Genomic DNA, 18293 nt, shown 5'->3' on the forward strand with positions numbered 1-18293 from the left:
AGAAGTATGAACGCACAAAGACCGGGCAATTGCCCGGTCTTTCTATTGCCTTTGTCTCACTCTCGCTCTGAACAGGCGGGGCGCTTTCAGTAAAACTTAGAACTTCACGCGCAAACCGGCCAGCATACCCATGTCTACTTCTTTGCCATTTTTTTCCAGGTCACTGTTAGCAACCTCGGCAAAGACACTCACGTTCTTGGCCTGCGGAAACTTGTAGGTCACGTTGGCGTACCATTCGGTGATGTCTTCGAAGCCATTCTCATCGGAGTCCTTGTTGCCCATGCCCACAGCCACATCGGTGGTGCTGGCAACGCCGAAGACTGCCGCAATGTTGTACTGCTTGGTCTCAAAGTCGGTGTTGTTGTCGTCGGTCACGCTGTAATCCGCTGCCAGATTCATGAAACCGAAATCGTAGGATGCGCTGACACCATAGGTGTCCAGTGAATCCGCAGAACCGGCTGGATTGTTCACCTGATAGGCCGCTGCCAAAGTTAGATTCGCAATGTTGGTTGCCACGAACACATCGTAGTACTCACCAGTAATGCTATCAGCACCGTCGTCTCTCGCGTCCATCTCGTGAGACGCCGCGATGTACACATTGTCCAGCTCAACATCAACGCGCAAGGTGTCATCGCCATCGGTACCCGTATCATCGAAGCGGTCTTCTTTAATGGTTTTAATTTCATAGGCTTCTTCAATGCCAAATTCATCGGAGGCATAGTTCTGCTTACCGAAGGAGAAAGAGACAACGTTGTACTTCAGCCCTACGTAAGCTTCTTCCAGGTTACTGCCGTTTTCATCTTTTTCCGCGGCATCCTTGAAGCCAAAATCCAGGCGACCAAAGGCCGTAAGGTCGTTGCCCAGCTCATAGCTCACATAGTTTTTCAGCTCCAGATCGTCGTACTCCACTTCAGCACGCTCATCATTGCCAATAGCCTGACGCATCTGAACCTGAAAATCGCCGTTCAGCTTGTAGGTAAAACCGTCTTTTTCATAAATGGTTGCAGCGCTGGCAGAACCTGCCGCTATAGAGGACACAGCAACAGCCAGAAGAAGCTTCTTCATAGGTTTTCACTCCAGTTTCGATTGATTTTATAGGCTTTTAATTGCTGGATTGGATCCAGTTCTTCCACTCTTTTCGAGTTTGCTTGTCGGCTTGCAAATACCAGTAGTGCAGCATTTGGCGGACCGTTTCCTGATCCAGAGCGCCCTGACCACCAGCCTTTGGCGAGGGGCCCTCTGTATCTCTATCGGCATCAGCCAGTCCCGGCAGTTGCATGCGGATGGCCGCGGGTGAAGAAGTGCGGTTAAAGGCCTCAAGCTCACCCGGATAATCCCGAAACACCTGAAATCCCTCTTTTTCCAACACATCCACGTGGTAGTTCACCGGCGTTCCTGCAGCGTTGGTCAGACGGAAATCCTTCTCGCGATTAAAGGCTGTCATCTGCCGGCGGGTTTGAATGCGGGGAGCTGACAGCGTCAGTTCGGTGTCAGCCGCTTCAAAAAGCAGGACAAAAGCCTCGCCGGTCTCGGGGAATGCATCATCGCTGGAACGGCCCAGCATTGCCGTGCAATCCACAACCAGCTGCTGGGTGCCATTGGTCAGCGTCAGCGAACTGTCCGGCAGAGCCGTTTTTTCTTCGCCGTTGACCACGTGGGCCTGCACACAAGGGCCGAGTGCCAGCGTTACTTCGGCAAGGGCCTGAGCAGAAAAAAGCAGGGCCAACAAAAAAGACGGGGCAAAAATAGCTTTCAACGGAAACTCCAGAGGTTCAGATTCGTAACTTTCCGGTGTGCGTTTTGCATTGGGCGACAACCGAAAGGCCAAAATTTGGAAAAAAGCCGGGAGCAACCCCGGCATCAAAGTTTCTTCACCCAAAAGTCAACATCAACTCAAAGCCGGGACTCCCCTCAAGCTCTGAAACTTCAATTTACAGGTAATTTATTGCAATAAAATTAAGCATTTATGAAAGTTTTACGACAGTTTTACGACGGGAAGCGCGAGGAAGGAGATAAACGGGAAAAGCCCAGAGCGGCGGCAAAACTGCCACTCCGGGCTTGTCTTTCTTCAGGAACAGGCGTTAACGAATTTCGTAAATGGTGGTTGTGCCACTCACTTCGTTGCCCACAATCAGCAACGGTCGACCCTCCGGAGCCTCGTCAGCAGAGACAAAAAGAATACTTTCGGGGCCAAGGTCTCCGGCGGCCCAGGCAGGGGCAGTGCCATCGTCAATGCGGTCTTTAATCGGGTAATTGAAGTTCCGGTTATTGAGGTATTGAATGTATTCCGGGCTGGCAGGGTTGCTGATGTCATAAACCATCAGCCCACCCGTACGCTCCAGCCCGATGAACGCATAGGTGTGCCCGTTGATCTGTGCGGTTTCAATCGCTTCGGGTTCCGGCCCTTTGGCGTCACTGCGGCTATCGCCACTGTTTTCATCATTGTCGTTATTAAAATTGGGACCCAGGAGGTTGGCGGTAATCACTTCGAATTCGTTGCCGCTGTCGGCAATCAACTCTCCAGAACGACTCCAGATGCTAAAACTGCGCGCGCCATAGGCCAGCGATTGGTCCAGCTCACCGTCGCCATCAGTGTCTGCAGTCAGGGTCGTCAGTAATCGGCCAATGCCGGCTGCGTTAGTGAAATCCGCTTGCCGAAACACGTTCTTATCGGCCAAAGGCGCATCCGCAAACCGGATTTCCTCCACGAAGCCATCGTATTCACGGGCATCGCCTTCATTGGCGGTCAGGTAGTAGACCTCGCCGTTGATTTCCACAGATTTGATGGTATCTGGCATGTACATGCCGTGAACCGGCCAGTTGGCGATATTGATTGCATCATCCTTGTCTGAGACATCAAGCTCATTGCCGGGAATGGCATGGTTTTTTGTACCCAAGGCGATTATTCGAGTGACTTTCGCTTGTTGAATATCGATCACCGCAATGGCATTGTTTTCTTGCAGAGTCACCCAGGCTTCCGTCCCGTCTGGCGATACCGCGATGTATTCCGGCTCCAAATCCTGAGCTACCGACGACTGACCGTCATGCAGATACGCTCTGAGTATTGTGTCTTCGTCACCCGCTTCAGTGTCACCGTCAAACTCGGTGGTCAGAGTGATGGTATTACCAGCAATCGAGGCAACTCGATAGGGCAAGGGATCGCCTTCACTACTGGCGATGGTCATCCACATGCCTACGTCAACAGCAGAGGTATCTTTAACCATCAGCGTCGCGGGCTCGCTGTTTTCAAACCCGGTCACCTGCAATTCAGTTCTGCCGTAGTTGCCAAAAATCCGCACCTGCTCCGGCAGCTCGGCAGCCCGGGGACCATCCCGGTTAAAATCTCTGAAATCTACCGTCAGTGCCTGAGCTTTAGCCGGATTCCGGGCATCGATAATCGTCACCGAACCTTCTGGATCCTCGCTGTAGTCAGCATTGGGTTCGCCTTCATTGGCTACCAGTATGTGTCGACCGTCGGGCGTGAACGTCAACATATCGGGAAGTGAACCCACGGCCACTTGCCCGAGAAAACGCAGGTCATCGGAGCCATAAATTTGCACCCGACCGGCAGATGTCTGTGTGCTGTTTTGTACAGCAACAGCCACCCGACCGTCAGAAACACTGACGCTGTTGATAGCCCCAGCTTCTGGCCAATGCGCACCGGCAAAGATCGTTCCCACTTTCTCAGGATGAGCGGGATCACTCAGATCCAGGACATCCACCGCACCCTGCTGGGCGTTGACCACAAATACTTGAGTGGTATCCGGATCATAAGCAACAATTTCTGCAGCACTCTCATCAAATTTATTATCGATACTGGTAAAGCGTCCTATCTGAGCCAGGGAAATCTGTTTACCGGCAATGGGCTTAGCACTATTGGCCGTATTGCTAACGTTACCAGCACAGGCTGACAGACCCACGGTGGCTGAAAGAATGGCTGCTGCAAGAATGGATTTGCGGATTTCCATGTACGCCTCTCTGGTTTGCGATCGGGTTTTATCTGCCGATAACATTAGTTATTCAGTGTGACGAAGAGGCGTCAGGGAAAAGACAGTTTTGCTGCAATCTGATTACAGGTAGGTGGATAGCAGATCGTTCAGTGCACTGGGCAATGCCCGCGACGCCCATTCGAACTCGGACCCGGTCTCATGCTGATTGGTTCGCGGATGAACGAAGTTATAAAAGTACTATCGTTTCAATAGAGGCCAAATCGCTTTAGCAGCGATTGTCCCAGCGCCTTCAAGTATTTCTGTTTCGCTAATGCCGCGAAAATGTAAAATCAAACATATGCCTTGCCTATGCCAACCCTCAAAGCTATATTGCTTGTGACAAACACCTATAGGAGCAGCTAGAAATGCGTATCGTCTCTATTTTCAAAAACGGTAAGAACCAGGCTGTTCGTCTCCCCACCGACATGGCCTACGAAGGCGTTGGGGAGCTTGAGATTTCACGGGAAGGCGACGTGATTACTCTGCGTCCTGCCCGCCCATCCTGGGCATCCTTTGCTGAGTTGCCGAAGGCTGATTCTGGCTTCCTGCAAGAGCGTTCAGTGATCGTAAGTGACGAAGCCAGGTTCAATCTTTGATAACCTACATGCTCGATACTTGTATTTGCTCTTTCATCATGCGGGAGCATCCGGCCTCGGTGATCCAGCGGCTAACCGCCGAAGTTGAGCAAAGCAACCGAATTGTTATTTCAACCATCACCTACGCCGAAATGCGTTATGGTCAGATAGGCAAAAAAGCCTCGACCAAACACAAGACGCTCGTGAATGAGTTCGTGAAACGGTTGGATGCCGTGCTGCCGTGGGATCACCGGACAGTCGACGCTACCGTCGAAGCCATGGGATTGTTAACTAAGGCTGGAACGCCCATTGGCCCCAACGATACAGCCATTGCGGGGCATGCGATCGCCTCAGGCTGTACGCTGGTGACAAACAACGTTCGTGAATTTAGCCGTGTTACTGGCCTTGTTTACGAAGACTGGGTCGAGAGTTCATCCGGTTCGGCTCACTGAGCGCGTAGGGCTTTTCTTCACTCATAAAGCTTTCTCCCTCAAGCGTACTGATGAACCCCACGCGGACGCTTTCCAGCTTTCATAAAGCGCAGGCTCTCGTTATCGTGTTCGAGTCCTGAGGCTTGCCGGTGCTGCTCCAGAAAAGCCATGGCATCGGTCCGAAGCGGCAGCTTGAGTGCCTCGTTTATTTCCCAGCGTTTATAACCCAGATCCGCCAGTGTGTTGTCTTTCTCGGCCAACAGCGTCAGCGCCATGCGCCGGAACTGTTGGCGCCGGGAATAGTTACCCACCAAGGTAGCGGTGTGCATTCTGATTGTCTGATCATTCTTATGGTAGCCTAGCATCGCTGTTCCTCCTTGTTTGAGTCTTTAACCCGCATGAATGGTTGAGGTCCGTAAACGCGCCCACCTCATTGCATTGAACCGTCATGGTGGCGTCTTCTCTGCTTTCAATCAAACGAAAAGAATTTAACTCTGCCTTCAGATATACTTAAGTCAGATGCCAATGCTTTTTTAGGAGATATAATCAGGTGACGATGCCGCTGCTCGATAATGAGGTACTCAGAACGTTTGTCGCGATTGCAGAGTGTGGAACGTTTACCGCTGCCGCAAAAGTCGTCCACCGGACGCCTTCGGCGTTGAGCATGCAAATCAAGCAACTTGAAAAAATCCTGGGCAAAAGTCTGTTTGTTCGCGAGCCGCGTCAGGTGCGGTTGACCAACGACGGTGAGGTGTTACTGGCATACAGCCGTCGGCTATTGCGACTCAACCAGGAAGCGGTAGAGCATTTCATCGCACCCGCGCTGGAGGGCAAGGTGGGTTTTGGTACCTCAGATGATGTTGGTACTCGAATTCTACCCGAGGTACTCGCCCAGTTTGCGCGTTCCTATCCGGCTGTGTTGGTGGATGTTGTTGTCGGTTCAAGCAAGCAGAATCTGACAAAGCTGGATGCGGGAGAGCTCGATATGGTGCTGGTGACTGTGTCAGAACGCGTTAGGGGCATTCGTGGCGAGGTTGTGCATGAGGAACCACTGGTTTGGGCAGGCAAAGAGGGTTCGTCTGCGTATCTGAACAAGCCCCTGCCGATTGCGGTGGCTCACGAGGGATGCGCATGGCGCCAGATGACATTACTCGCCCTTGAAAACGCTGGCACGCCATACCGGATCGCCTACACCTGCGAGCACTGCTCCGGCCAGGAAGCTGCGATGATTGCAGACCTTGCCGTTGCGCCTTTCCCCCTGAGCCTTGTGCGGTTACCGCTCAAACAGATTGTCAGCGACGACCTGCCAGAGATAGGCCGTTATCAGCTGGCACTCGTGCGCAGAGGCTCAAATCCCCTCAATAACGCTTTGGCTGCCCACGTGAAAAGTGCCTTTCAGAGCTTGCAATGATGTCGCTTGGTTAATCATCAGACGTTAGCAGCAGCTCAACCGAGCATGAAGCAGATTCGTTCCAATTCCGTATCCAGTCAGGCATAGCCTCTGCAGGCATGGGGCGTGCAATACCGTACCCCTGGCCAAAATCACATCCGAGTTTTACCAGTTGTTCACTGTGTTCTGGCGTCTCGACACCTTCTGCAATCACGGCAAGACCGAATGATCTGGCCAGCACCAGAATGCCCTGAACAATGGCAAAATCGCTGGAATCAATCAGCATATCGCGAACAAAACTCATATCAATCTTGAGTTTTTCCACTGGCAGCCGCCGCACGAATAGCCGGTGCCAAAATCGTCCAGTGAGCAAATAACACCCAGCTTGCGACAGGCTTCGATCGTCTCGGAGACCATCTCCAGATTCTCCAGGGAGGAGGTTTCAACAATCTCCAGCTCAATCTGTCCGTTCGGAATCGACGGGTAAAGGCTGAGTATTGCCTCCAGTCGTTCTACGAAATTGAGCTGCCTGAGGTGTAAGGAATTGATATTGACACTTACGGGTATAAGAACCCCTTGGCGCAACCAGACCCCGCTCCGGGTGCTGCCAGCGAATCAGGGCTTCGGCTCCGACGACCTCGCCCGATTTCAGGTTTACCTGGGGCTGATAGAAAAGCACAAACTCATTTCTGTTCAAGCCCAGCTGAATCCGTGTCTGATCCTCATGAAGGCTACGAACCGCCTTGTCGTTTTCAGTGTCGAAATACTGGAACCGATTTCTGCCCTTCTGTTTCGCAACGTACATCGCCTGGTCGGCCTGACGGAGAAGCTGATCGGCGTCCAGAATCTCGCTTTGCGGATAAAATGTCAGACCAATACTGGCAGTTATAAAAATCTCTTGCTCCGCCAAGGTCACTTTTTCAGCGATGGCCAACAGAATCCGGCTGACAACATTTTCTGCTCTTTCCGTTGCGCCAAGCTCTGGCAGAACCACCACAAACTCATCGCCACCGAACCGGGAAAAGGTATCGCTGCCGCGGAGTTCCTGTGACACTCGCCAGGTAATTTTCTTTAGCAGGTCATCCCCCACGCCATGGCCCAGGGTATCATTGACCTGCTTGAACCCGTCAAGATCAATAAAAAGCAGCGCATCGTATTTGGCCATGCTCTCAAGCTGCTTCTGGTAGTTCGGAGCACCCACTTGGCGGATGTTTGCTTTGCGAGCGCATTGAAACAATGTGCGATGGCGTCTGCCGTTGAACGCTTGGGTCTGAAACCATAGGAGTTCGGATCTGCTTGAGTTTCGGCAACCGGTTCCAAAGCGAGCTTCCACAAGGATTGCATCGCTCTGTCTCGCATCGTCGGTATCCCTAGCGGACGTTTCTTTCCATTGCTCTTGGGTATGTAGATACGTCTTAGCGGTTGCGGTCGATAACCGCGATGCTTCAACGCTAGTGCTCCTTTTAATTTGGCGGCCGGAGTCGACCAAACCTTGCCATCGATCGCCGGCGGTACCGTATTCACGATGGGCTATCGGTAAGAGCCCATACCTGACCGCACACCTTTTTGGTTCAAGCCTATCAGCATCTTTGGCTTGTCTGGCATGACGACGTTTATAAGAGATTCACATCTGTTGGCCGTAGCCGCTCGTCCCTAGCCCCTTTCCGCCTCGATGCTGGCAGATTATGTCTTTCCTCACGGGTCGACATACCGACTGAGTCGGCGGTTACATTGTCCCCGAAGCTTCGCACGGTGCTGTTACCGGCTCCGCACGTCCGGGTAGGGAACGGTTGGTGAAACAACCGGTTTCGTCAGGTGAACGTACCCTGCGAAACAGAAATACAGGCGACTTTCAGGTCGCACTGCCAAAGTGCCATTCATTGCCTTTTTTGGCTTGGTGCATCTCTGGATTCCGTGCCTTGGCCCGGTTCTTCGTGGATGGCGGCGCGGCAATAATGGTGGCGTCTACGATCGTGCCTTCGCGCATGAGCATGCCGCGCTCGGCCAGGGCACGGCTTGTTCCATCTCGGCCAGAAACCGCTCACGTCGGGTTATCTTTTTCTTGGCGGCAAACTCGGCTTGGGCGAAACTCGTCTGCTTCATGATCGTTCCTGGTCGGTTCGATTGTCGGGGATTTGATTTTACCAAATCAGCGACTCAAGCGGAATTAATCAGCGTTTCCCTAGTGTCCCTTAACAAAAATCCGTATAGATAATTATTCTGTCCTGTATAATCTGACAAACAGACACAGGAGAGGTGCTCATGGCGCGGATAGCTAGACCCCTTGAAGTGAGTGACTCTGAACGAGAGGAGCTGGAGTCGTGGTTGCGGCGACAACGCATGCCTGCCGCTGAACAGTTGCGAGCGCGCATCATTCTGCTAAGTACTGAAGGCCTTCCGGGCAGGGTGGTCGGTGACCGCGTTGGGGTGACCTCCGAAACGGTGAATAAGTGGCGAAATCGTTTCAAGGCGAGCCGGGTTGCAGGCCTGACTGATGCGCCCAGAACCGGTCGGCCTCGAACCATAAATGATCAAAAGGTTACTGATTTAATTAATAAAACGCTCAGGGAAAAGCCAAAAAATGCCACTCACTGGTCGACGAACCTGATGGCAAAAGAGGCCGGATTGAGCGCTATGTCGGTGAGTCGAATCTGGCGGGCTTTTGGTTTGAAGCCGCATCGCCATGATACGTTCAAGCTGTCTACCGGCCCCCATTTTGTAGCCAAGGTTCACGATATCGTTGGCTTGTACATGAACCCGCCAACGAAGGCGTTGGTGCTGTGTGTTGATGAGAAGAGTCAGATACAAGCTATCAATCGAACTCAGCCAGCGCTACCCCTGTCCTTCGGGCACACGGAAACCAGAACACATGATTACGTCCGACACGGCACCACAACGCTGTTCGCGGCACTTGATACAGCGACCGGGGAAGTGATCGGCAGGCTTCATCGCACGACACCGTGCAACGGAGTTCCTGGCCTTTTAAAAAGAGATTGATCGCGCGGTTCCGCACGATATGGACGTTCATCTAGTCATGGACAATTACGGGACGCACAAAACGGCAAAGGTGCGCGCCTGGTTTGCCGCGAGGCCTCGCTATCACGTGCATTTCACGCCGACTTCAGCGTGTTGGATCAATCAAGTCGAGCGGTTCTTTGGGCTGATTTCAGAGCGTTGGATTAAACGAAATTCACATCGCAGCACACGAGAGCTTGAAGGCTCGATCAAAAACTATCTTAAGATTTACAATGAAGACCCGAAACCCTTTGAATGGCATAAATCTGCCGACCAGATTATTGAGTCAATCGCCAGATTATCAGACAAACTCAATAAACAAACGAACTTCTGTTAAGAGACACTACCCGCTTTCCCATTGAACTTCTCTGCTATCCCGCACTCTCTCTAATCTTTTTCACAGCCAGCAACGTAAACTCGTGATCAACTACGCAGTAAAAGGGAAGTTTGTACCTTGAATATTCTCTACTGGTTTACCCGGTCGGCACTTTCATAGACCGCTGGGGCGGCGATGCAGAGCAACTCGTGGGGCTACACACAGTGGACGCTGCGGACTGGCTTCTCTCATACTGATGAATAACAAAGTAAGCGGACAGGTCTTTCCAAAACCGTACGACACTGCTCATCCAGGTTTGCACGGAGCCATTCTGACAAAACGGACCTAAACAGGAGCTTCGATTGCCGTGACCGACATCAACCTGATCCAGATTCTACTGGCCAACATCGCCCTGCTGGCAGGCGCCTGCCTGCAAGGGATTGCCGGCTACGGAATCGGCACCCTGTCAGCACCGCTGATGTTTCTGGTCAGCCCGCTGCTGATACCCGGGCCATTGATACTCAACGCTGTATTGCTGACCATCATGATGCTGATCCGCAATCGCGCCAGCCTGAGTTTCAGGCAAGTGCGGTTTGCTATTGGCGGCGATGTGGTGGGCACGGTGCTGGCGGGAATGACCCTCGCGGTGGTGTCCACCCAGGCCTTCGGGCTGATTTTCGGCGGTTTGATCCTGGCGGCAGTGGCGCTGAGTGTGGCCGGGTTGAGGCCAACACTGACACCGCGCAATAGTGTCATTGCCGGAGCTGCCTCCGGCTATATGGGGACGATTACTGCAGTAGGCGGGCCTCCCATCGCCCTGATCTATCAGAACGAGCAAGGCCCCCTGGTGCGGGCCAACATGTCTGCGTTCTTTCTGTTTGCCAGCTTCGCCAGCGCGATCGCTCTGGTGGTCTCGGGCCATCTCGGAGTGCGTGAGGTGATGCTGTTTGTCGTCACGTTTCCTGGTGTACTGGCTGGCTTCCTGCTGTCTGGCCTATTGGTACATCGGGTACCCTTCGGCGGTCTGCGTCCCGTCATCCTGGGCATAGCAGCCGTCGCTGGCGCTGCTGCGGTCATTAGGGGTATCTGGACCTACTGACTTTTCGACACCTGAACCGGTTCCCAACTGTTCATGGAAAGCCAGCCAGTACACCAGGAAACGGCAGCGCAGCTTGCGCAACCTCACCGGAAAGTTGTTTTAACCGCGTTGCCCTGGGTGACCGTCACAGCCGGGGTGTTTTTTGCTGGTCTGAATCTCATTTTCGGCTCTCAGTCCCTGGCGGTTTTAGAGCTCCTGATGGTCGGATATTCGGCTTTCCTGCTTTATATCATTCGCAGCACCCACCCTTTGTGATCGGAAGCGGGTACTGCCCAGGAGTGATTAACCCGTGGACATCACGAGTGCAGCACAAACCCTGACCGAAAGCGCCAACACGCTGTTTATCCTGATCGGTGCCATTATGGTGCTCGCTATGCACGCGGGCTTTGCCTTCCTTGAGGTGGGCACCGTTCGGCATAAAATCAGGTCAACGCGCAGGTAAAAATCAGTACCGATTTTGGCGTTTCAGCCAGGGTTATGAACTGGTCAAGTTTTTCTTTTTGCTGACATTTGCTGCCGCAATCCCCGCCATTGTGTCTGGCGGCATTGCGGAACGTGCGAAGTTCTACCCGATGCTGATCGCCTCCGCCCTGATCGCAGGTGCAATTGCCGGGGCCATTTTCGTCTACCTGTTCGAGTGGGCCCAAAACAAGATCGAGGTAGACGAGAGCTTCCGCCGGCGCAGGCGCGTAAGAGCGGTTCTGAGCGTTGATCTGCGACCGAACAGACGAGGCGTTCCCCCGCAGACGCGTAGGAACGCTCACTCATTTCAGCAATCTGCCCGGCGCCTAGCGGTACAACTCGCGGCGAAAAATCAACGGCTTCGGGCCGCTGTAGATGCCGAAGGTTGCGAGACCCCGTGCAGCTTCGCGGCCGGTGTCATTCCAGTCGTAATACAGCCAGGAGGGTAGATCGGGGAAACCGACCGCTACTGAACCATGGTTCTTCGAACCCGGCACAGCAACCTGCAGGTTAATCGGTAAGGACGGAGTCGCCGGAACTGGATCAACTGACGGCTTGATATCTTTGGCTAGCAACTGGCCGGTGCGAGTATCCGGAAGGCTTAAAAAAGCTGCGGGGGTGCCCAGCAACGAGGCAGTACAACTATCGTTCAGCTCTGACTGAAAGCTACCGATGGGCACCGTGGGGCTACCGATATTTTTCCAGTATTCCAAAGCAACGGACAGATTCAACGCCTGCAATTCTGAGCCATGGGCATTGCCGATACGCAGCCGGCCCAAGCGCACTTCGCTGCCGCCAAATCCCGGCTGACGCTCAGTGAGAGGATCAGCATCAGCGAAATAGTCTTCACAGGCCGCGCCACTGTCTTTATTGCCATGGGTATAACAAACCCCATCCTCATCCGTTAGCGCTGCGGCGGAAACATTCAAGCTAACAAGCGCTTGAAAAGGCCGATCATCGATCGTTGGCGTGACCGCAGGGAGATACCAGAGCTGCTGGTCGCTCCAGCGAGCGATACGAATTCCGTTCCCCTCAGTGGTCAGATCATCCAGATACTCTGACTGGGTAATGTCGACTTCTTGCAAACGCGCCGGCACGACTGGCGGCCCCACAACGTATCCCTGATCAAAACTGGCTACGCCGGTTACAGAGGTGTATTGGCTGCGCTCGGGAGCGTTTAACCGCCAGAAATCGCCGCGATCGTAGTTCGTGGTGACGACGCCGGCGCGATTGTGGCCACTCACCTGCAGGCGCGGTGCCTGACCAGCAGCAAAGCCCATCGGCTGCCCCTGATAACTGAACGGGCCACAACTGGGCGTCAAACTGGCCGAACCCACAACGTCCAGGTAGGCCGGAATAAAACGACCGATATTGGCGCTAGTACTGACTTTGTCGATAACGCCGTCACCGTTGCTGTCGCCGACTGCAGGGCCGTCGAGATAGTTCGGCGGATTAGCGGTGATGGTGAACACTCCAACCTCAGAAATCGTCTGATTGGTATGGGTTTTTTCTCCCGCGTCACCGAAAACGATATCGACATTGGTCTCGCCAAGAATGCTGGAAGAACCAGAATCAGGAGCAACTAAGCTACTGGTGAGGGTTATGCCGCTCTGTCGATAATTCGGGGTGACGGCTTTTACGCTACAAAAGTCCGTATCCGCACCCGCCTCCCAAGCAACGGCCTTCACGCTCAAATCAAAGGGATCCCCCGCGGGAACGAAAACAGAGCAATTAGCATCGCCCAAAAGGCAACTGCTGTTCGTCGTGTCACTGTATAGGCACAACCCATACGGCCTAACTACAAACGTATTCCCCGTCGAGGTCATCACCAGCCCGGTATCGGCTTCTTTATCCTCATAGCGCAGGCTCAAACTGAGCTTGCCAGCATCTGGATAGAACAAGCGAATGGGTGCTTCTGCTTGCGCATTGAAATCCAGCGGCACTAGGGTAAAGGCTGATGAAATGTTGGAAATCTCAACATCGTTCACTTTTAGCTTCGGACTTCCCACTAGGTCTGTCGGCGCAGGATTGATGTAGTCCGAAGCAAAACCAACCATGCGCTCACTCTTTTCCGAGAAACCGGGGATACAACGAAGCGGATCAGCCGGATCACTTTTTACCGCGCGCACCCATACGTCATCGAGCGTTGTTCGCCCTGCAATATGGTTCGGAATTAGAGAACTACCTGTTTGACGATCAAACAGTACAAAACCGCTCTCGACCATTTGCAACGTGCAATTAGAACTCAGGGCATTTGAGCCAATGCTGCACAGGGTCTGCGCCGATGCAGCAGGCGTGGACGGGGCCATGCTCAAAAATGCCTCCCCGAACGTACCGGCGCGCAATGCATAAACTTGGCTACCGCCCGTGAATGTCTGGGTCTGACTATTCTTAGTTACGCCCTGCGTTATCTGAGCCTGGGCCGTTATCGAATCGGTATAAAGATCGCAAGTTTCATTCAAACAAGCCTTAACGGTGACATCCAACGGATTGCAGGTCAGACCGCTAGCCGGTGCGCTTATCTCGAAGTGATGGATATCGCCAACCACTACCGTCGAGCAAGCAGACGGAATATTGATGACCAGGTTGGTGTCGCCAACGCTGCTCCCTGTTTTTACAATCGCGACACCCGAGGTCACCGTGCCGCGAACCTGTGAGTTGGTCAGGGTGATGACGCCCGCATTGCTGCTGACATTGCCGCCAATCGAGGTGTCAGTCGTGGTGATGGCGCCCGCGCCGATGCTGCTGACATTACCGCCGACCAGTAGACCGGTCAGGGTGATAACGGCACCGCTGATTACATCTTTGCCGACCGAGCTTCCGGTGCCAATCGTGATCGCGCCAACCTGGGTAATGACCGAACCGCCGACTTTTATGTTGGTTGTCAAAACCACCACACCATCGCCGGTAATGCTGATGCTGCCGCACACTCGGCTCTGATCTTTCACGGTGATACCGCCCGTGACGGTGCTAACGCCCCCCGCCACTTCAACCTTTTCCCAGAGCCAAACGACCCCCGCCCCCGTGGACGTAATCGCCCCGCCGACACTGCTCTGGTTACCGACGGTGATGCCGCCATCCTCGGTGGTGATACCGCCGCCGAGCGTGGCGCTCGCCAGCAGGGTGACCACGCCGGCGCCCGTGCTAATGCCCCCGCCGACCGTGCTTCTGCTGCCCACGGTAACGGCGCCAGCGCCGGTGCTGATCGCGCCATCCACCGTGACATCTTCATCCAGGGTGACCGCTGCAGTGCCGACCACGTTGGCATTCAGCCGGGTGTTGGCGCCCAGCGTCAGCACACCGTTGGTGATCAGCTTGAGGTCGTCAACCGCTCCCGAGGCATTGATCAAATTGCTCGCGCCAGTGGTGAATGCCCCGGAGAAGGTGATGGTGACCGGTTTGTCCGGTTTGTCTGACTTGTCCGACTTCCCGAGAGTGATCGTGTCACCCTCGCCAAGCGTCAACACACCGCAACTGTAGGAATGACCATTAATCTTTACGCACCTTGCCGGCAGATTTTCAGAGGAAGGATGAAAAAAGTAATCGGTCGCCGCCTGGGCCAGATTGCCCAGCAACAGGCCCATCAGCAGCAGCGTCCAGCGCGCGGTTTTTAGCCATGCATGGCGGCTTATGGAACCCTGTTGCCTCATGGTTTTGCTCCTTGTTTATTGTTCGATAGTCGCGGTCAGCCGCCGGTAGGCGTAGTCGGAGCGGCTGCCGGGGCTGCCGTTTTGGGCGGTGACGATCAGTTGGTAGATGTTCACATCTACACCATTCTCGTCGTAGAGCATCGGAACGCACGTGACCTGCACATTAGTGAATTCGGCTAGATTTGAATTACGCAGATCCACCGCCACCGGCCCTGCCTGACACTCGCCACCAACCGCCCGACTAATCCCCCACTCCAGGCCGGCCCGGGCGGCTTGGTAGGCGCGGGCTTGCTGGATAGACAGGCTGACAGTGCCGTGCTGGGTGATGGATAAACGCGCCATGGCGGTCACCACCAGGGCGATGATGACCATCACGAATATCGCCGCCACCAAGGCAAAGCCCTGGGCGCGGCGCGGCAAACGGGGCTCAGGGCGCATTGTCGACGTGTACCTGTTGCAGCAGTTGTAGGCCTTCGCCGCCGACTCCACCGTCTTGGCTGATACGCAGGATGATCGCTAGCAAACCGGCGCGCTGAGTGCTGCCGGTCTGGTAAGTAAAGTATGTAGCGGAACAATCGACATTCGCCGCCATGGGCTGTTGATCGGAGCCGGCCGGCGGCGTGCTGGGAATTGCGCTGAGCAATTGGTCTTTGTAGCTGTAACGCAGCAGTTGCCCGTCCTGGCAGCGATAACCCACTACCGTTTTTGCCAAGTACAAGCGATGTTGCGGTGACGCATAGGCAAAACGGAAGCCATCAACCGGTAGGTTAGTCAGGGCAATATGACTTTCCCCGGCGGGGGCACCAGACAGCGGATCGAACTTCGTGCCCGTCGGGGTGATCACACCGGGGTTGGCCGGCATCCATACATTGCTGCCGGCAACCGGATTGCCGCCGGACTCGGCGCCAATGTTGTAGAGCACCATCCATTGCGCGCCGTCCGTTTTAAACTCGGGATCGAGCACCTGCAGGCTGTCGCAGCGCTCACCCTCGGTGATGCTGCCGCAGGTGCCTGCAGTTTCGCTGGAAAAACGCAGGCCCTCGCCGCCGATACGATTGGGACGGTAGCGCGCGGCGCTATGAATCAGCAGCAGCTCAAGCGCTTTGCCGTCCGCTGACACCCGCAGCGAGTTAGGCACGGCCAGCCGAACGTCACGCGCCATACGCTGCAACACACCCGCAGCCTGATCGACCAGCACGGCCCGTCGACTCTGATCGACGAAACCTTGCAGCGGGCGCGCGAGTACAGTGCTGATCATCACTAAGACCATGCCGGACAGGGCGATCACCATCACCAGTTCCACCAAGGTGAAACCGCGCCAAGGCTTCAAGGGCATCGGTCCAGCTCGCCATAACAGGTGCGATAACCGCTGAGCAGCAGCTGCTGGTTGCCGGGGTCGGTCACGGTGACATCCACCTGCAGAGCCGGCACGCCATTCCAGCTGTCCAATTGCGCCACGGCCACCTGCACGCGATAACCGTCCAGCGCCGTGATTTCCTCACCCGAGGCATTCTTGGGCGGCTGATCATCCAGATCGTCGTAGTCACAAACATCATCAAACTCTTTGCGCTCGCCCGGGATAGCCTGGCAGCCCAATAGCGTTGCGGGGTCGAGAGTTGCGGGGTCGAGATAGGGTTTCAGGAGGATTTCCTCCAGATAAGCTTCGGCGATGCTGAGACTTTGCTGGCGCAGCAGCGGGTCGGCGGAGCGCCCGCCGATGGCGGCCATGGCGCTGAACAGGGCCGCGGCGGCGATGCCGATGATGACGATGCTGATCACCAGTTCGATCAGGGTCATGCCGCGCTGACGCGCTAGGGCGTCGGCTCCGGGTTGCCGGAGGGGTCGCGCAGCACGCTGCCGAGGCGTCATTGCACCATTCCGGTTTGCGGCGTCACGGTCAGCGTAAAGCTACCGATAGTGGCTGTCGCCTCGCTGTCCAGCGGATCCCCTTGGGCATCCACCGGGCGTCCTAGCGAGTCGAATACCACCGGAAAATTGGTTGCCGTGATGGTCCCACCAGTGGGTACTTGGGTATTGGCAAAGGGCCGTTGGCCATCCGGCCCCTGGACGTCGACGCTATAGGCGCCGCTATCGCAGTTGGCCGCCTGGCGCAGCCAGTAGCCGTTGTTACCGAGGCTGACCTGCGTCAGGCAACCGCTGGCCACGGCCAGTTTTTGCCCGTAGCGCACGGCGGCCAAGGTTTCTTCGAAGAACAGGCGATCGTCGTACACCTGCCTATCGAAGAAGCGCGGCCCCACCACAGCAGCGAGAATCCCGATGATGACCATCACCAGAATTAACTCCACCAGGGTAAAGCCGCGCATATCAGGCATTAGCAGCGTTTGTCGTCGACAGCGTCCTTAACATCACTGATCTCTGCGGCGCCGCCTTCGGCCGCCTCTTTGTAGGTAAAGTTGCAGGCGCCCAGCTTGACAGTGCCCGATGGGTCGTTGGTAGTAAACTCACTGCTCAACTGGGCTGCATCCATGATCGAGTCCTTAGTGGCATAGCCATATGCCAGCTCAATTGGCTGACCTTCCAGGGTCACTGACCCTTTCTCACCCGTCTCGTCATTCACCAGCGCGGCTGAATGGACTATCGCACTCGCCGAGCGCACCGCGCCCAGTGCGCCGTTCAAGCTGGCAAACCTGGCTTCACCGCTGAAATCGGCAAATTTAGGCAAGGCCACGGCCGCCAAAATCCCGAGTATGACAATCACCATAATCAGCTCGATCAGGGTGAAACCGCTTTGTTGATTTTTCATTGCTACTTCCTTATTAACGAACAGGTTTTAACGCGTAAACGTGGTGGTAACGGTGCCGTTGGCAGCGTTATAGAGAATGCTGTCGTTGAGACCATCCAACTGGTAAGTGTAGAGGCAGCCAGCAGCGTCACTGCTTGCCACATAGTCAACGCCTGTAGCGGCAGCCGCTGCTACGACTGGAGCCGAGCTTTGCAAAATGGCATTCCAGACATCCGTGCAGCTAGCCGTAGTCGATGTACCAGTCGGCCAGCCTTGGGTGTTTACGAACACATTATCTTCACCAAAACCTGCAACTGCACCGGTAGCGGAACCCTTGCTGCGATTGACCTCCCATTGCGCACGCACCAGCAACACCGCGGAAGCCAAGGCACCACCGGCGCCTCTGACCGCGGCTTCATGAGCATCCTTGGTCGCATTCATAAAGCGTGGCAGCGCCACCGCGGCAAGAATGCCGAGAATGGCGATCACCACCACCAGTTCGATCAGGGTAAAACCTTTGGTTTTTTTCATCATTGCCGTTCTCTCTTACTGATTTATCCACTTCCGTGCGGACAGTTCCACGCGGGGTCTTACTTTAAATTGCCAGAGCAAATACCAAATCC

At 54.8% G+C, this 18293-nt stretch carries 16 protein-coding genes and 5 pseudogenes; 7 read left to right on the forward strand and 14 right to left on the reverse strand.

The window, feature by feature from the left end:
- Positions 1 to 96: 96 nt before the first annotated feature.
- The 3 genes from ATI45_RS12820 to ATI45_RS12830 form a co-directional block, all read right to left on the reverse strand.
- Positions 97 to 1065 (reverse strand): porin, encoded by a 969-nt coding sequence (locus ATI45_RS12820; RefSeq protein ID WP_098419821.1) that lies wholly within the window; start codon positions 1063 to 1065, stop codon positions 97 to 99.
- A gap of 37 nt (positions 1066 to 1102) precedes the next feature.
- The gene (locus ATI45_RS12825) at positions 1103 to 1756 is read right to left on the reverse strand and encodes a DUF2057 domain-containing protein (RefSeq protein WP_228706023.1); all 654 of its coding nucleotides are present in this window, start codon (positions 1754 to 1756) and stop codon (positions 1103 to 1105) included.
- A 325-nt stretch (positions 1757 to 2081) separates the two neighbouring features.
- Entirely contained in the window at positions 2082 to 3968 is a 1887-nt protein-coding gene (locus tag ATI45_RS12830) for a choice-of-anchor I family protein (RefSeq protein WP_098419823.1), read from the reverse strand.
- Positions 3969 to 4354: 386 nt separating this feature from the next.
- Between ATI45_RS12830 and vapB the strand changes: the two genes are divergently transcribed.
- Positions 4355 to 4585 carry a type II toxin-antitoxin system VapB family antitoxin gene (gene vapB / locus ATI45_RS12835; RefSeq protein WP_098419824.1) on the forward strand — a complete coding sequence of 77 codons (231 nt, stop codon included), beginning with the start codon at positions 4355 to 4357 and terminating at the stop codon, positions 4583 to 4585.
- Positions 4582 to 5016: a type II toxin-antitoxin system VapC family toxin gene (locus ATI45_RS12840; RefSeq protein ID WP_098419825.1), complete on the forward strand. Its 435-nt coding sequence runs from the start codon at positions 4582 to 4584 to the stop codon at positions 5014 to 5016. The genes vapB and ATI45_RS12840 overlap by 4 nt, the downstream gene beginning before the upstream one ends.
- A gap of 38 nt (positions 5017 to 5054) precedes the next feature.
- Here the strand turns inward: ATI45_RS12840 and ATI45_RS12845 are convergent, their stop codons facing one another.
- A complete protein-coding gene (locus ATI45_RS12845) occupies positions 5055 to 5360 on the reverse strand; it encodes a hypothetical protein (RefSeq protein WP_098419826.1) in 306 nt (101 codons plus the stop codon).
- 191 nt (positions 5361 to 5551) lie between these two features.
- On the opposite strand from ATI45_RS12845, the gene ATI45_RS12850 reads away from it, so the two are divergent.
- Positions 5552 to 6406, forward strand: coding sequence for a LysR family transcriptional regulator (locus tag ATI45_RS12850; RefSeq protein ID WP_179888457.1), 855 nt, complete (start codon positions 5552 to 5554; stop codon positions 6404 to 6406).
- Positions 6407 to 6416: 10 nt separating this feature from the next.
- Here the strand turns inward: ATI45_RS12850 and ATI45_RS23165 are convergent.
- From ATI45_RS23165 to ATI45_RS23330, 3 pseudogenes are all read right to left on the reverse strand, one after another.
- Positions 6417 to 7550: pseudogene (locus ATI45_RS23165) on the reverse strand (putative bifunctional diguanylate cyclase/phosphodiesterase).
- Between the two features lie 26 nt (positions 7551 to 7576).
- A pseudogene (locus tag ATI45_RS12870) lies at positions 7577 to 7888 on the reverse strand (reverse transcriptase domain-containing protein); the annotation flags it as partial.
- 361 nt (positions 7889 to 8249) lie between these two features.
- Positions 8250 to 8393 (reverse strand): annotated as a pseudogene (locus ATI45_RS23330) (IS5/IS1182 family transposase); the annotation flags it as partial.
- A 254-nt stretch (positions 8394 to 8647) separates the two neighbouring features.
- On the opposite strand from ATI45_RS23330, the pseudogene ATI45_RS12880 reads away from it, so the two are divergent.
- The 4 genes and pseudogenes from ATI45_RS12880 to ATI45_RS12895 all read left to right on the forward strand — a co-directional run.
- A pseudogene (locus ATI45_RS12880) lies at positions 8648 to 9737 on the forward strand (IS630 family transposase).
- Between the two features lie 346 nt (positions 9738 to 10083).
- The gene (locus ATI45_RS12885; protein ID WP_098419832.1) at positions 10084 to 10815 is read left to right on the forward strand and encodes a sulfite exporter TauE/SafE family protein; all 732 of its coding nucleotides are present in this window, start codon (positions 10084 to 10086) and stop codon (positions 10813 to 10815) included.
- A 33-nt stretch (positions 10816 to 10848) separates the two neighbouring features.
- Positions 10849 to 11070 carry a hypothetical protein gene (locus tag ATI45_RS12890; protein WP_098419833.1) on the forward strand — a complete coding sequence of 74 codons (222 nt, stop codon included), beginning with the start codon at positions 10849 to 10851 and terminating at the stop codon, positions 11068 to 11070.
- Positions 11071 to 11104: 34 nt separating this feature from the next.
- Positions 11105 to 11450: pseudogene (locus ATI45_RS12895) on the forward strand (ammonium transporter); the annotation flags it as partial.
- A gap of 153 nt (positions 11451 to 11603) precedes the next feature.
- On the opposite strand, the gene ATI45_RS12900 reads toward ATI45_RS12895, so the two are convergent.
- From ATI45_RS12900 to ATI45_RS23170, 7 genes are all read right to left on the reverse strand, one after another.
- Complete coding sequence (locus ATI45_RS12900; protein WP_143751161.1) at positions 11604 to 14861, reverse strand: DUF6701 domain-containing protein; 3258 nt, start codon at positions 14859 to 14861, stop codon at positions 11604 to 11606.
- 81 nt (positions 14862 to 14942) lie between these two features.
- On the reverse strand, positions 14943 to 15365 hold the full coding sequence (locus ATI45_RS12905; protein WP_098419835.1) for a hypothetical protein: 423 nt from the start codon (positions 15363 to 15365) through the stop codon (positions 14943 to 14945).
- Positions 15355 to 16263, reverse strand: a complete 909-nt coding sequence (locus ATI45_RS12910) for a PulJ/GspJ family protein (RefSeq protein WP_098419836.1) — start codon at positions 16261 to 16263, stop codon at positions 15355 to 15357. Before ATI45_RS12910 ends, ATI45_RS12905 begins: the two co-directional genes overlap by 11 nt.
- Positions 16254 to 16796 carry a prepilin-type N-terminal cleavage/methylation domain-containing protein gene (locus tag ATI45_RS12915; protein ID WP_228735972.1) on the reverse strand — a complete coding sequence of 181 codons (543 nt, stop codon included), beginning with the start codon at positions 16794 to 16796 and terminating at the stop codon, positions 16254 to 16256. The genes ATI45_RS12910 and ATI45_RS12915 overlap by 10 nt, the downstream gene beginning before the upstream one ends.
- Positions 16793 to 17260 (reverse strand): pilin, encoded by a 468-nt coding sequence (locus ATI45_RS12920; protein WP_098419837.1) that lies wholly within the window; start codon positions 17258 to 17260, stop codon positions 16793 to 16795. The genes ATI45_RS12915 and ATI45_RS12920 overlap by 4 nt, the downstream gene beginning before the upstream one ends.
- Positions 17260 to 17691, reverse strand: coding sequence for a pilin (locus ATI45_RS12925; RefSeq protein ID WP_098419838.1), 432 nt, complete (start codon positions 17689 to 17691; stop codon positions 17260 to 17262). Before ATI45_RS12925 ends, ATI45_RS12920 begins: the two co-directional genes overlap by 1 nt.
- Before the next feature lie 27 nt (positions 17692 to 17718).
- On the reverse strand, positions 17719 to 18204 hold the full coding sequence (locus ATI45_RS23170) for a type II secretion system protein (protein ID WP_323807651.1): 486 nt from the start codon (positions 18202 to 18204) through the stop codon (positions 17719 to 17721).
- Positions 18205 to 18293 lie beyond the last annotated feature (89 nt).

Source organism: Marinobacter sp. LV10MA510-1, from assembly GCF_002563885.1.
Taxonomy (GTDB): domain Bacteria; phylum Pseudomonadota; class Gammaproteobacteria; order Pseudomonadales; family Oleiphilaceae; genus Marinobacter.